Consider the following 13,999-nt stretch of genomic DNA (forward strand, 5'->3'; position numbering starts at 1 on the left):
TCGCCTTAGTCTTCGATCGTTGCGATGACTGCGCCCGCAGCCACCGTCTGGCCGGCCGCGGCGGACAGGCCCGTGATGGTGCCGGCACGGTGGGCCGTGAGCGGCTGTTCCATCTTCATCGCCTCAAGCACGACGACGAGATCACCTTCGGCGACGACGTCGCCGTCGGCCACGGCCACCTTCACAATTGTTCCCTGCATGGGGGAGGCCAGTGCGTTGCCGCCCGCGGCGGCGGTGGCGCCGCCGGTGCGGCTGCGCTTCTTGGACTTGGCCGGCTTTGTGCCGGCTGCTGCGGCGCCGCCGAAGCCGAGGCTGGCGGGCAGCGCCACTTCCAGGCGCTTGCCGCCCACTTCCACCACCACGGTGCGGCGCTCAGCGGCGTCCTCACCCTCCGGCGCGGCGCCATTGGGCGTCCATGCGGGAAGGTCGTTGACGAACTCGGTTTCGATCCAGCGCGTGTGGACGCTGAACGGACCCTCGGCCGGCGCGAACGCCGGGTTGCTCACCACGGCCAAGTCGAAGGGAATGACGGTGGGAATGCCTTCCACCACCATCTCCTCGAGGGCGCGGCGGGCACGCTGCAGGGCCTGGGGGCGGTTCGCTCCGGTGACGATCAGCTTGGACAGCATCGAGTCGAAGTTGCCGCTGATGACGTCGCCTTCTTCGATGCCGGAGTCAATGCGGATGCCAGGGCCGGTGGGGTTCTTTAGGGTGCTCACGGTGCCGGGGGCTGGCATGAAGTTCCGGCCCGGATCCTCGCCGGTGATCCGGAACTCGAAGGAGTGGCCGCGGACTTCGGGGTCCTCGTAGCCGAGCTCTTCGCCGCAGGCCAGGCGGAACTGCTCGCGGACCAGGTCGATGCCGGTGACTTCCTCGGACACGCAGTGCTCCACCTGCAGGCGGGTGTTGACCTCGAGGAAGGAGATGGTGCCGTCCTGGCCGACGAGGAACTCGCACGTTCCGGCGCCGAGGTAGCCGGCTTCCTTCAGGATGGCCTTGGAGGACTCGTAGAGGCGCCGGTTCTGCTCCTCCGTCAGGAAGGGGGCCGGGGCCTCCTCCACGAGCTTCTGGTTGCGGCGCTGGAGTGAGCAGTCGCGGGTGGAGACGACCACCACGTTGCCGTGCGCGTCGGCGAGGCACTGGGTTTCGACATGCCGCGGGGAGTCGAGGAACCGCTCGATGAAGCACTCCCCGCGGCCGAAGGCTGCGGTGGCCTCGCGGACGGCGGAATCGAAGAGCTCGGGGATTTCCTCGCGGGTGCGGGCCACCTTGATGCCGCGGCCGCCGCCACCAAAGGCGGCCTTGATGGCCACGGGCAGGCCGAACTTGTCCACGAACTCGAGGATCTCTTCGGCGGACGCAACGGGGTCGGCGGTGCCGGGCACCTGCGGGGCGCCCACCTTCTCGGCGATGTGGCGGGCCTGGACCTTGTCGCCCAGTGCGGAGATGGCTTCCGGCGACGGGCCGATCCAGGTGATGCCGGCGTCGATGACCTTGGCTGCGAACTGGGCGTTCTCGGCCAGGAAGCCATAGCCGGGGTGGATGGCGTCGGCGCCGGACTGGCGGGCCACCTCGATCAGCTTGTCCATAACGAGGTAGGACTCGGCTGCTGTGTTGCCGCCCAGTGCATATGCTTCGTCTGCGAGCCGGACGTGGAGGGCGTCCCGGTCAGGGTCCGCGTAAACGGCGACGGAGGCGATGCCCTCGTCCCGGGCTGCACGGATGATGCGGACGGCGATCTCACCGCGGTTCGCGATCAGAACCTTGGTGAGTTTTGAATGCACTGGACCTGCGGACTGCTCCGGCTTTACTGACAAGGCGTCTCCTTCTTTCCTTCAGGGAGCCTAGCCTGATTTTGAGGATTCCGCTGATATTACTGGCGGAATCCGCGTGTAAGAGGCCCGGCCTTTGTAGGGAAGCTACAACTCCCCGGGAATTGCCGAGCCGGGCAGGTCCTGCCAGAACTCGGTGATGCTCACATTCGCCTGGGCCAGCAGGGAGCGCAGGGTGGATACCGACAACCCGATGACGGCGTGCGGGTCGCCGTCGACTTTCCGGATGAAAGCGCCGCCCAGGCCGTCGATGGTGAAAGAGCCGGCGCAGTGGAGCGGCTCGCCGGTGGCGATGTACGCGTCGATCTCCGCGAGCTGCATCTCCATGAAATGCACCTCCGCGGAGGCGACGCTGCCCAGCGTGGCGCCGGAACCACCGTCGTCGTCCGTGTCGCGGCAGTCCACCAGCCAGTGGCCGGTGTGCAGCACCCCGCTGCTGCCGCTCATGCGCAGCATCCGCTGCCGGGCCACGTCCACTGTGTACGGCTTGCCGTGCGACTCGCCGTCGAACTCAAAAACCGAATCGCAGCCGAGCACCAGGGCCCCTTCGGCCTCCGGCAGCGATGCGACGGCCTCGGCCTTGGCGCGGGCCAGGAGCAGGGCGGTGTCATGCGGATCGGTAACGCCGTAGCGTTCCTGCACGGCGTCCTCGTCGACGTCGGACACGAGGACCTCGTGTTCGATGCCGGCCTCAGCCAGGAGCTTGGTGCGGGCGGGGGACTGGGAGGCAAGAATGAGGCGGGTCACGGATCCAGCGTAATTCATCCTCGCGGCACTGCTCAGCGCGCGGCGACCTCCGCTGGCTCGGCGTCCGGCTCGCCTTCGGACGCGGCTCCGGTGGCGCCCTCGTGCCTGCGGAGTTTTGCCCCTTCCACGTCCACATCCGGCAGGATGCGGTCCAGCCAGCGCGGCAGCCACCACGCCTTCTCGCCGAGGAGGTACATGACCGCCGGAACGATCGTCATGCGCACCACGAAGGCGTCAACCAGCACGCCGAACGCCATCGCAAAGCCGAGCGGCCGGACCATGTTCAGGTGCGAGAAGATGAAGCCCGCGAAGACGCTGACCATGATGATCGCGGCGGCGGTCACCACCGCGGAGGCGTGGCTGAAGCCGGACCGCACGGCGTGCTTGGCGGACTCGCCGTGCATGAACGACTCACGCATGCCCGAGGCGATGAACACCTGGTAGTCCATGGCCAGCCCGAACAGCACGCCGATCAGGATAATCGGCAGGAAGCTCAGCACGGCGCCGGGGTTGTCGACGCCGAACACCGACCCCAGCCAGCCCCACTGGTAGACCGCCACCACGGCGCCGAAGGCGGCCGCAAGCGAAAGCAGGAAGCCGCCGGTCGCCAGCAGCGGCACCACGATCGAGCGGAACACCAGCAGCAGCAGGACCAGGGAGAGCCCCACCACGATGGCCAGGTACGACGGCAGGGCGTCGCCCAGCTTCGTCGAAACGTCAACGTTGCCTGCCGTCTGGCCGGTCAGGCCGATGCTGACTCCGGTGGAGTCCTCGATTTCGGCGCGTTCGGCGCGGATGTCGGAGACCACGTTGACGGTACTGGCGCTTGCCGGTCCTTCCTTCGGGATGACCTGGAACACCGCCGTCCCGCGGTCCTCGCTCAGTGCCACCGGGATGGCGGCGGTGACGTTCTCGGTCCTGCGCAGGATGTCCGCGACGTCCAGCTGCTTGGCCTGCGCCTCGGTTTCACCCAGGCCGTCAGGGAGATCACCCACCACGATGATCGGTCCGGTCATGCCTTCGCCGAAGCTGCGCTTGGTGGCGTCATAGGCCTTGAAAGCCTGGGAATCGGCAGGTTCGGAGCCGCCGTCGGGCAGTGCAAGCCGCAGCTGGGCAGCGGGCAGGCCCACTATGCCCAGTGCCAGAACCCCGGCGAGCAGGGCCAGAACCGGGTGCCTGGTGACGAGTCCGCCCCAGCCATGGCTGCTGCGGTGCTCGTCCCTGGCACGGTCCTCAGCCTCACGGTTGGGGTCGGCATTGTGCCGCTCGGCTTTGGCCCAGGCCCCTTTGGAGATCAGCTTCCTGCCCACGAGGGAGAGGATCGCCGGCGTCAGCGTCAGGGCCACCAGGACGGCAACCGCGACAGTCCCGGCCGCGGACACGCCCATGACTCCCAGGAAGGGAAGCCCCGGTACGACCAGCGCGGCGAGGGCGATGATGACCGTCAGGCCGGCAAAGAGCACGGCATTGCCCGAGGTTCCGGTGGCACGAGCCACGGACTCTTCCGCGTCCACACCTGCCAGCAGCTGCCCGCGGTGGCGGTTGACGATGAACAACGAGTAGTCAATGCCGACGGCGAGGCCCAGCATGAGGGCGAGCATCGGGGAAATGGAACTCATGTCAACAACGCTGCTCAATGCCATGGTGGCGCCAACGCCCACCGCCACGCCGATCACAGCCATCAGCAGCGGCAGCCCGGCGGCGACAAGTGTGCCGAGCATGATGATCAGGACCAGTGCCGCTACGGCGATACCGATAATCTCGGCCACCCCGAAGATTTCAGAGACGTCCTCGCTGATTTCCTTGCTGGGCAGCGCGGTAACCCCGGCTGAGGAGACTGTCCCCACGATGTCCTGGACTTCCTGGCGCACCTCGGGGGCCAGCCCGTTGATGGAGGTCTTGAAATGGACCTGCGCAAGGGCCGCCTTGCCGTCTTCCGAGACGAAACGCATGCCCTGTGAAGCTTCGAACTGACGCTTGGCGAGTGCCAGCCTGGCGTTGCCGGCCTCCGCTTCCCTCGTGCCGGCGTCGAGCTTTTCCTGGCCGGCCCCCAGGGCGGTCTTCTGCTGGCCCAGCTGGGCTTCAATGGCCGACGCCGGCAGCCCGGCAGCGGTCATCTGTGCCTCGGCCGCGGCCAGCTGTTCCTTGCCGGCGGCCAGCTCGGCGGCGGCCCTTTCCAGTTCGGCCTTGCCCGCGGCCGCCTTGGCCTCGCCTGCGGCCAGATCTTTTGCCGCCTGGTCCAGCTGGTCCTGCGTGGCGAACGGGTCGACGGTGCCGCGGACATCCGGGAGTGTCTCAAGCTTGGCCAGCGCGGCGGATACCGCCTCTTTGCCGGCCTGGCTGAACTGGGCGTCGTTTGCCTGGAAGACAACCCCGGCCGAGCCTCCGGAGGACGCCGGCAGTTCCTTCTGGAGCTTGTCGGCCATCTGCTGGGTTTCCGTGCCCGGAATCTGGAAGTTGTTGGACAGCGTGCCGTGCAACGCTGCCGCTGCCCCGCCGGCTGCCAGCAGGATTGCCAGCCAAAGCGAGACGACGAGCCACCGGTGACGGTAGGAAAACTTGCCGAGGCGGTACAGGAGAAGTGCCATGTCAGGACCGTTCTGCGTTGCGGGTGGAGGGTTTGGCGGACGACTCATTCGACGGCGGACCCGGTGCCGGCCCGGCGAAACCGGATCCGAGGAGCCCCATCGAATCGATGAGCAGCTGGCGGAGGATCGCCAGAGAACCGGGGGAGAGGTCGGGGCCGCAGCGGCGGAACCACACGTCCATGGCAGCCTTGCCGCAGGAGACGACCGAACCTGCGAGGGCCCGGACGTAGAGCTCTTCCTGCTCAGCACCGGAGTTCTGTTCAGTGCCGCTGTCCTGCTCAGTGCCGGGACCCTGTTTGGTCCGCGGAGAACGCTCGCGGGCCGCGGCAACGATCTGCTCGGTGCAGTGGTCCCATGCCTCAAGTTCGGAGCGCGCCATGAGCGGATTGCCTTGGGTCAGGCCGAACAGCTCAGCCAGCGGAGCCACGGTCATGGGATCGGCCAGGCCAACGAGGGCGGCGCGGGCAGACTCGAGGATGGGTTCGTCCGCGGGACGCTGGCGGAACAGTTCGAGGGCGCTGTCCAGGAAACCATTGGTCACCGACGCGATGGCGGCCTCGGTGCTGCTGAAGTAATTGAAGAAGGTCCGGCGTGAGATGCCCGCCGCTTCGGCAATGTCCTCGACCGTGAAGTTGCCGGGGCCGTGCTGCCGGAGAAGAGCCAGCGTGGAGTCGGTAATCGACTGCCGGGTGGCAGCCTTGTTCAGCTCACGCCGGGACATCGGTTCACCGGCGTCGGCCGGGACCGAATCCGACGACGACGACGAAGACGAGGAAGTGGAAGTGGACACGCAGTTACACTACGTGCAAGTTTGCACTCTGCGCAAACTATGCCGCGAATGCCTCACAGCTTTCGCGGCAGGATTCACAGCCTCTTCACAGCCGGACTAAAGCCGTTCTTGAGGAGGAGGGTGCATCCTGAGTCATAGCCGGCACGGCGGCAATGATGCCTCAAGGCCGGCGGATCGAGGAGCGGACCATGGAGCGATCAAAGAAAGTGGCTCTGGGACTGGGCGCGACCGCCCTGGCACTTGGCACCGGATTCACTGTCACCGGAATGGCGGCCGCAACAACCGCCACTCCAACGCCTACCCCCACCTCAAGCAGTCCATCCAGCGGTCCCGCTGACGGGCTGCGCTTCGACGGCGGCCGGCACGGACATGGACACGGACACGGACATGGGCGCGGCCACGGGGTCGGCAAAGCGGACGCCGCGGCGCTCGCGGCCAAGTTGGGTGTGGACCAGGCCAAGGTGGAGGACGCCCTGCGGGCATTCCGCCAGGCCAACCATCAAGCCGGTCCCCGCACCGACGGCACCAAACCGGACAGGGCAGCCAAGGAAGCTGCGCTGGCAGCATCGCTGGCCAAATCCCTGGGCATCGATGAAGCCAAAGTCAAAGCCGCGCTCGAGGAACTCCGCACCCAGGCGCAGGCGGGCCGGGCGGCTGCCCTGAAGGGCAGGCTCGATCAGGCTGTGAAGGACGGCACTCTCACCCAGGCCGAAGCCGACGCCGTGACGAAAGCCGTGGAAAAGGGCGTGATCGGCGGCCACTAGGCCTGCACTGGGGCTTGGTGGCGGGGCCCGGGGGCTAGTGTGGCCCGGGGACGCCCGTGGGGCTGCGCTGTCAGCCGGTCCGGTCGACGGCGGCGAGGATTGCCGCTCCGAGTTCCGCGGGCTTGGTGAACTGGGGCCAGTGACCGGTGGGAAGATCCACGAGTTCCACGTCGCGGATGCGGGCGAGTTCTTCGACGTAGGGGTGCCCGGCGTCCATCCACTCTGTCAGCAGTGAGGACGGGAACTCGCAGGCGATCACCGTGGCAGGGACGTCGTAGCGGCGCACATCGTGAAGGTGCTGCTTGTCGCAGGCCACCGCCTTTGGCTGCGGAATGGCCCGTGCCCGGAATGCTTCCCGCAGCCCGTCGTCGAGATCGGTGAGGTCGGCGTCGTCGAACACGTCCCAGGAGGGCAGGGGGATCTCGTCACCGTCAGCCGGCAGTTCATCATTGATGACCCCGCCTTCTCCAAGCGGTCCGCTGTCCACGTAGACCGCCCGGACTACCCGGTCCGGGCGCTCGTCCACAGCGCCGTGGATGATCGCTCCGCCGCCGGAATGGCCGACGAGGACCAACGGGCCCTCAATGCCGTCAATGGCTTCCACCACCGCGTTGATGTGGTCGCGGAGCCCAATGCCCGTCCGCTTCGCGTCCCTCGCCTCGAGCCCCGGGAGGGTCAGCGCGTGGATCTGGTGACCGGCCTCCACAAGCGGGGGAGTGACGCCGGACCAGGATGAGCCATCGAGCCAGAAGCCGGGAACCAGAATGATGTCCATGCCGGTACCCTACCCTTGCTGCCTCCCGTCCGGGACCTGTTCGGCCGTCCGGACTTAACGCGGGCGGACTTAAATGGGTGTGCCCCGGGGAAGTCCCCAGGGCACACCCATACAACGGTGATCAGACATTCATCGGTGGTCAGGCCTTCGAATCAGCCAGCTCACGGTCGACGGCGGCGGGTGCCTCTTCCTCGCGGAAGGCCTCTCCGGTGCGGGGCGCGTTGTAGAGGGTTTCGTCGAGGATGCCCTGGCGCTTGGCCACAATCGTGGGTACGAGCGCCTGGCCGGCGACGTTGACCGCCGTGCGGCCCATGTCCAGGATGGGGTCGATGGCCAGCAGGAGTCCGACGCCGGCCAGCGGCAGTCCCAGCGTGGAGAGGGTCAGCGTCAGCATGACGACGGCGCCGGTGGTTCCCGCCGTCGCAGCGGACCCGAGGACGGAGACCAGGGCGATGAGCAGGTACTGGCTGAAGTCGAGCTGGATCCCGAAGAACTGGGCTACGAAGATTGCCGCCACTGCAGGGTAGATTGCCGCGCAGCCGTCCATCTTGGTGGTGGCGCCCAGCGGAACGGCGAAGGAGGCATAGCCCCGGGGAACGCCGAGGTTGCGCTCGGTCACGCGCTGGGTCAGCGGCAGCGTGCCGATGGAGGAGCGGGAAACGAAGGCCAGCTGGATGGCTGGCCACGCGCCGGAGAAGTACTGCTTGACCGACAGGCCGTGCGAGCGGACCAGGGCCGGGTAGACGCCGAACAGCACCAGGGCGAGTCCGATGTAGATGGCAACCGTGAACTTGCCCAGCGAGCCGATGGTGTCCCAGCCGTAAACGGCAACTGCGTTGCCGATCAGGCCCACGGTGCCCAGGGGAGCGATGCGGATGATCCACCACAGCACCTTCTGGATAACAGCCAGCGCAGAGGCGTTGAGGGCCAGGAACGGCTCAGCCTGCTTGCCCACCTTGAGGGCGGCAACGCCGACGGCGATGGCAATCACCAGGATCTGCAGGACGTTGAAGCTGACGGAGGTGGTTACGGCGCCGGAGTCGGTGACGGTGGAGCTGGCGCCAAGGCCCAGGAAGTTCTTGGGGAACAGGCCGATGAGGAACGCCCACCAGTCGCCCTGCTTGCCGTCGTACTCAGCGTCGCCCGAGATGCCGGTGTTTGCGCCCGGCTGCAGGAGCACGCCCAGGCCGATTCCGATCAGCACGGCGACCAGCGACGTGATGGCAAACCACAACAGCGTGTTCCAGGCCAGCCGCGCCGCGTTGGAGACCTCACGCAGGTTGGAGATGGAGCTGACCACGGCGGTGAAGATGAGCGGCACGACGGCGGTCTGCAGCAGCGACACGTAGCTGGAGCCGATGGTCTGCAGCGTGGCGCCCAGCCCGTTGGGGTTCGCCTTGGTGCTGCCGGTGTACTTAGCCAGCAGGCCAAGCCCCAGCCCGACGATCAAAGCCGCAATGATCTGGAAGCCGAAGGAACCTGCCCACCGGGGCAGCTGGAGGCCGGGTCGCCCGGCCGTGGATGAAGTGGATTGATTGCTCACCACAACAAGCTAGGCTGCACAAAATACAGCTTCCAGCCACCATTGAGAAATATTACGCGGATGGATGGGCCTCACATGGCCCCTATGCCCGGAAAATCGGCGCCAGGCCGGTGTTATATGAAGTTATTCCCGCGGCGCGTGTGGCAAACATCTCGCCCCGGGCCCGGAGTTTGTACAGATATCGCGGGTCGGGAGGCCGCCCCCTAAGCCGCGGTATCTGTACAAAAACTCGCATCAATCAGCGGCGGGCGGGCTGGTCGATCATGGCGCGCTTCAGGGTGTCGAGGCCCACGGAGCCGATGTTGAGTGCCTTGGTGTGGAAGGCCTTGAGGTCGAAATCCGGCCGGGCTTCGAGTGCCGCGCGGATCTGTTCCCACAGCCGCTGCCCCACCTTGTAGGACGGTGCCTGGCCGGGCCAGCCAAGATAGCGTGCGAACTCGAACTGGAGGTTGCCCTCGCTGATGTCCAGGTTGGCCTTGAGGAAATCGAAGCCCTTCTCCGGTGTCCAGGTGCCTGTTCCCCAGCGCGCGGGCACGTCAAGTTCCAGGTGCACGCCGATGTCGAACACCACCCGGGCAGCCCGCATCCGCTGCATGTCCAGCATGCCCATGTGGTCGCCCGGATCCTTGAGGTAGCCGAGTTCCTCCATGAGCTTCTCGGCGTACAGGGCCCAGCCCTCGCCGTGTCCCGACGTCCAGCAGACGTTCCGACGCCAGCTGTTGAGCAGCTCGCGCCGGTACACGGCCGTGGCCACCTGCAGGTGGTGGCCGGGCACGCCCTCATGGAACACGGTGGTGGTTTCGGCCCAGGTGGTGAACGTGTCTTCACCTGGCGGCACGGACCACCACATCCGGCCGGGCCGGCTGAAGTCGTCCGTCGGCCCGGTGTAATAGATGCCGCCCTCGTCGGTGGGCGCGATCCGGCATTCAAGCGTCTTCATGACGTCGGGTATCTCGAAGTGGACGCCGGCGAGGTCGGATATGGCGCGGTCGGAGAGCTCCTGCATCCACGCCGTCAGGGCATCCGTTCCCTTGATCCGGCGGGCGGGATCGCTGTTGAGGATCTCCTTGGCCTCCGCGATGGAGGCGCCCGGCTTGATTTGCCCGGCTACCTGTTCCTGGGCAGCAATGATGCGTTCGAGTTCCTCGACGCCCCACGCGTAGGTTTCTTCGAGGTCGACGGCGGCGCCAAGGAACACCCGCGACGCGAGGGCGTAGCGCTCCCGGCCCACGGCGTCCTTCTCCGGCGCGACCGGCAGCAGCTCCTCCTGCAGGAAGGCGGCCAGCCCGGCATACGCCGCCCGGGCGGAGGCTGCACCGGCGTCGAGCTTTTCCTGCAGTTCCGCCGGCAGCGGGCCGTCAGCTGTTTTGGCGTCGGCCGCGAGCTTGGCGAAGAAGCCGTCCTCCGCCGCGTATTTGGTGGTCTGTTCGATCACGATCGACACCTGGCGCCGGGCCGAGACTTTGCCGTTGTCCTTGGCCGTGCGCAGGGACTCGATGTAGCCGCTGATGGCCGCCGGGACGCTGTGCGTGCGGCCCGCGATGTTCACCCAGTGCTCCTCGGTGTCCGTGGGCATGAGGTCGAAGATCGACCGGATGTTCTGCGCCGGGGAGTCGATGTTGTTCAGTTCGGCGAGATTCCAGCCCGAGTCGTGGATCTCCAGCTGGAGGCCGAGGCGTTCGCGCAGGGCATCGAGGGTGACGGCGTCGACGTCGTCAACGGGTTCCAGCCCCTCGAGGGCCTGCAGGGTCTTTCGTTCTGCGGCGGCGAACCTGCCGAGTCCGGCAGGGGAAAAGTCCTGGAACTCGGTGTCATGCCCCGGGATGCCGAGCGTGGTGGCCAGGCTCGGGTCCAGGGCAACGAGTGTGTCGGTGTGGGCGTCGGCGACGGCGTCGATGGCGGTCCGGGGGCGCGCTGGGGCGGCAGATTCAGTAGTCACCCCACGAGACTAACTGCGGGGTTCCGGTTATGAAAGACTTACTGAACTTTTCCTCAGCCCCGGCTGCGCTTCCAGGCCCCCGGACCCGGCGTCGGCGCCAGCCGCAGCTGCTGGCGCCGCACCCAGTGCCGTGTGCTCGGCTTCTCCGGGCCGGCCGCGGCGGCGGGACCCAGGGAAAGCACGACGGCGGTAAGCGCCGCCAGCTCCTCGGGCGTCGGTTCGCCCTTGGTAACGGAGAACAGGGTTTCGACTGGCTCAACCAGCGGATCTGTCGCGCTCACAGCGGGATGTTCCCGTGCTTCTTCGTGGGCAGGCTCGCGCGCTTGTCGCGCAGCGCCCGCAGCCCCTTGATGATCTGCAGCCGGGTGTCCGAGGGCGCGATGACGGCGTCAACGTAGCCCAGCTCCGCGGCCTGGTACGGGTTGAGCAGCTCTTCCTCGTACTGCCGGATCACGTCGGCGCGCTTGGCCTCCACGTCGCCCCCGGCCTCGGCGACGGCGGCGAGGTCGCGCCGGTACAGGATGTTGACGGCGCCCTGTGCGCCCATCACGCCGATCTGGGCGGTGGGCCACGCGAGGTTCAGGTCAGCCCCGAGCTTCTTGGAGCCCATCACGATGTAGGCTCCGCCGTAGGCCTTCCGGGTGATCACGGTCAGCTTGGGCACGGTGGCTTCGGCATAGGCGTAGAGGAGCTTGGCTCCGCGGCGGATGATGCCCTGGAACTCCTGGTCCTTGCCCGGCAGGAAGCCGGGAACGTCGACGAGCGTGATGATCGGAATGTTGAAGGCGTCGCAGTGGCGGACGAAGCGGGCCGCCTTTTCGGAGGCCGAGATGTCCAGGGTGCCGGCGAACTGCAGCGGCTGGTTGGCCACGATCCCCACCGTGTGGCCTTCGACGCGGCCATAACCGATGATCACGTTCGGTGCGTACAGCGACTGCATCTCCAGGAAATGGGCGTCATCGACGATCTGCTCGATGACCTTGCGCATGTCGTAGGGCTGGTTCGCTGAGTCCGGGACCAGCGTGTCGAGGGCGAGGTCGTCGTCGTCGAGCTCCGGCTCCTGCTGGTGCTCCAGCACCGGCGCCTCGGAGAGGTTGTTGGAGGGCAGGAAGTCCAGCAGTTCCCGGACGAACTCAATCGCATCGGCTTCGTCGGAGGCCAGGTAGGTGGACGTGCCGGTGGTCGCGTTGTGCTGCCGGGCGCCGCCGAGGGTCTCCATGTCCACGTCCTCGCCGGTGACCGTCTTGATGACGTCGGGGCCGGTGATGAACATGTGCGACGTCTTGTCCACCATGACCACATAGTCGGTCAGCGCGGGGGAGTAGGCTGCGCCGCCGGCGCACGGGCCCATGATGAGGGAGATCTGCGGGACGACGCCGGACGCGTGCACGTTGTTGCGGAAGATATCCGCGAACATCGCCAGCGAGGCAACACCCTCCTGGATCCGGGCCCCACCGCCGTCGTTGATGCCCACCACCGGGCAGCCGTTGCGCAGCGCGAATTCCTGGACCTTGACGATCTTTTCGCCGTTGACCTGGCTCAGCGAGCCGCCATAGACGCTGAAGTCCTGGCTGTAGAGGGCCACGAGCCGGCCGTCCACGGTTCCGTAACCCGACACGACGCCGTCACCGAGCGGCTTCTTCTTCTCCATGCCGAAGGCGGTGGAGCGGTGGACCGCCAGGGCGTCGAACTCCACGAAGGATCCTTCGTCCACGAGCAGGTCGATGCGCTCGCGGGCGGTGTTCTTGCCGCGGGCATGCTGCTTCTCGACGGCTTCAGGGCCGGACGGCTGCTCAGCACGGGCCTGGCGGTCGCGGAAATCGGCAATCTTTCCCGCCGTCGTGGTCAGATCGTGGCTCATGAAGTGTCTCCGGCTCTGTAGCTGTTGTGCTGTGGCTGTTCTGCTGCGGCAGCGTGGCGCGGGGCCCTGGTTGTCGGTTTAAGTAGCATCCGTACAAATCCAAAGCCCTGATGGCTAGTCTAGTGACGCTAATTCCCGGGACCGCTGTAGGGTTCCTACAATTTTCGTTCGTGGCGCCGACGGAACCGCCGATGTTACTCGCCGGTAACAAATTGCGGATAGGGTGTCCCTATGACTTCGAGCAGCGACGCTTACCCTGTTCCGGCTACGCCTTACCAGACCACCGGCAGCCTTCGTGGCCGGACCATCCTGATGTCCGGGGGCAGCCGCGGCATCGGCCTGGCGATCGCCCGGCGGGCAGCGCGCGACGGCGCCAATGTGGTGCTGCTCGCCAAAACCGGCGAGCAGCACGCAAAGCTCGAGGGTACCGTCTACAGCGCCGCCGGGGAGCTGGACGCCGCCGGCGGCAGTGCCCTGCCTCTGGTGGGGGATGTCAGGAACGACGACGACGTGGCGCGCGCCGTGGACGCCGCCGTCGGCCGCTTTGGGGGAATCGACGTCGTCATCAACAACGCCTCCGCGATCGACCTCTCGCCGACGGACGCGGTGGACATGAAGCGCTACGACCTCATGCAGGACATCAACGTCCGCGGCACCTTCCTGCTCTCCAAGCTGGCGCTGCCCGCACTGCGCAAATCATCCGGCGGCCACATCCTCACGCTCTCGCCGCCCCTGAACCTCGACCCGAAGTGGGCGGGCCGGCACCTGGCGTACACCATGGCCAAGTACGGCATGAGCCTGACCACGCTGGGCCTGGCGGAGGAGCTCAGGAGCGACGGCATCTGCGTCAATTCGCTGTGGCCGAGGACGCTCATCGACACGGCCGCCATCCGGAGCATGGCCGGCGGCGAGTCCATGGTCCGGGCTGCCCGCAGTCCCGAGATCATGGCCGACGCGGCCCATGCGGTGCTCACGGGGCCCTTCAGCACGGGCCACTTCTACACGGACGAGCAGGTCCTGGCTGCCGCCGGCGTGACGGATTTCCGGCCCTACAGCCTGGGAGCTGCCGAGGAAGACCTCGTCCAGGACATCTTCCTGTGAGCGGCACCGTCTGTGGGCCGGCATGTTTCGGCGGGCCGGTTTCTTCCGGTTAGCTGGCA

General features: G+C 67.0%; 11 protein-coding genes. 2 read left to right on the forward strand and 9 right to left on the reverse strand.

Annotated elements, in window-relative coordinates; translation table 11 throughout:
- Positions 1-5: 5 nt before the first annotated feature.
- The 4 genes from ARGLB_RS10325 to ARGLB_RS10340 form a co-directional block, all read right to left on the reverse strand.
- On the reverse strand, positions 6-1,817 hold the full coding sequence (locus ARGLB_RS10325) for an acetyl/propionyl/methylcrotonyl-CoA carboxylase subunit alpha (RefSeq protein WP_003801954.1): 1,812 nt from the start codon (positions 1,815-1,817) through the stop codon (positions 6-8).
- Positions 1,818-1,919: 102 nt separating this feature from the next.
- Positions 1,920-2,579, reverse strand: a complete 660-nt coding sequence (locus tag ARGLB_RS10330; RefSeq protein ID WP_043418731.1) for a Maf family protein — start codon at positions 2,577-2,579, stop codon at positions 1,920-1,922.
- Positions 2,580-2,611: 32 nt separating this feature from the next.
- Positions 2,612-5,167 (reverse strand): MMPL family transporter, encoded by a 2,556-nt coding sequence (locus ARGLB_RS10335; RefSeq protein ID WP_003801959.1) that lies wholly within the window; start codon positions 5,165-5,167, stop codon positions 2,612-2,614.
- A gap of 1 nt (position 5,168) precedes the next feature.
- Positions 5,169-5,888, reverse strand: a complete 720-nt coding sequence (locus ARGLB_RS10340; RefSeq protein ID WP_003801961.1) for a TetR/AcrR family transcriptional regulator — start codon at positions 5,886-5,888, stop codon at positions 5,169-5,171.
- Positions 5,889-6,145: 257 nt separating this feature from the next.
- Between ARGLB_RS10340 and ARGLB_RS10345 the strand changes: the two genes are divergently transcribed.
- A complete protein-coding gene (locus ARGLB_RS10345; protein ID WP_003801963.1) occupies positions 6,146-6,721 on the forward strand; it encodes a hypothetical protein in 576 nt (191 codons plus the stop codon).
- 70 nt (positions 6,722-6,791) lie between these two features.
- On the opposite strand, the gene ARGLB_RS10350 is transcribed toward ARGLB_RS10345, so the two are convergent.
- From ARGLB_RS10350 to ARGLB_RS10370, 5 genes are all read right to left on the reverse strand, one after another.
- Positions 6,792-7,496, reverse strand: coding sequence for an alpha/beta fold hydrolase (locus tag ARGLB_RS10350; protein WP_003801965.1), 705 nt, complete (start codon positions 7,494-7,496; stop codon positions 6,792-6,794).
- 139 nt (positions 7,497-7,635) lie between these two features.
- Entirely contained in the window at positions 7,636-9,042 is a 1,407-nt protein-coding gene (locus ARGLB_RS10355; protein ID WP_003801967.1) for a dicarboxylate/amino acid:cation symporter, read from the reverse strand.
- A 235-nt stretch (positions 9,043-9,277) separates the two neighbouring features.
- The gene (locus ARGLB_RS10360) at positions 9,278-10,978 is read right to left on the reverse strand and encodes a DUF885 domain-containing protein (RefSeq protein WP_003801968.1); all 1,701 of its coding nucleotides are present in this window, start codon (positions 10,976-10,978) and stop codon (positions 9,278-9,280) included.
- Between the two features lie 53 nt (positions 10,979-11,031).
- Positions 11,032-11,259, reverse strand: a complete 228-nt coding sequence (locus ARGLB_RS10365; RefSeq protein WP_003801970.1) for an acyl-CoA carboxylase subunit epsilon — start codon at positions 11,257-11,259, stop codon at positions 11,032-11,034.
- The gene (locus ARGLB_RS10370) at positions 11,256-12,839 is read right to left on the reverse strand and encodes an acyl-CoA carboxylase subunit beta (RefSeq protein ID WP_003801972.1); all 1,584 of its coding nucleotides are present in this window, start codon (positions 12,837-12,839) and stop codon (positions 11,256-11,258) included. The genes ARGLB_RS10365 and ARGLB_RS10370 overlap by 4 nt, the downstream gene beginning before the upstream one ends.
- A gap of 231 nt (positions 12,840-13,070) precedes the next feature.
- Here ARGLB_RS10370 and ARGLB_RS10375 point away from each other — a divergent pair, with 231 nt between their 5' ends.
- Complete coding sequence (locus ARGLB_RS10375) at positions 13,071-13,940, forward strand: SDR family oxidoreductase (RefSeq protein ID WP_003801975.1); 870 nt, start codon at positions 13,071-13,073, stop codon at positions 13,938-13,940.
- Positions 13,941-13,999 lie beyond the last annotated feature (59 nt).

The organism is Arthrobacter globiformis NBRC 12137 (assembly GCF_000238915.1).
Lineage (GTDB): Bacteria > Actinomycetota > Actinomycetes > Actinomycetales > Micrococcaceae > Arthrobacter > Arthrobacter globiformis.

Excerpts from the sequence above, each read along its gene's own strand:
- ARGLB_RS10335 (WP_003801959.1), bottom strand. The coding sequence starts at position 5,167 with ATGGCACTTCTCCTGTACCGCCTCGGCAAGTTTTCCTACCGTCACCGG.
- ARGLB_RS10340 (WP_003801961.1), bottom strand. The coding sequence starts at position 5,888 with ATGTCCCGGCGTGAGCTGAACAAGGCTGCCACCCGGCAGTCGATTACC.
- ARGLB_RS10345 (WP_003801963.1), top strand. The coding sequence starts at position 6,146 with ATGGAGCGATCAAAGAAAGTGGCTCTGGGACTGGGCGCGACCGCCCTG.
- ARGLB_RS10350 (WP_003801965.1), bottom strand. The coding sequence starts at position 7,496 with ATGGACATCATTCTGGTTCCCGGCTTCTGGCTCGATGGCTCATCCTGG.
- ARGLB_RS10370 (WP_003801972.1), bottom strand. The coding sequence starts at position 12,839 with ATGAGCCACGATCTGACCACGACGGCGGGAAAGATTGCCGATTTCCGC.
- ARGLB_RS10375 (WP_003801975.1), top strand. The coding sequence starts at position 13,071 with ATGACTTCGAGCAGCGACGCTTACCCTGTTCCGGCTACGCCTTACCAG.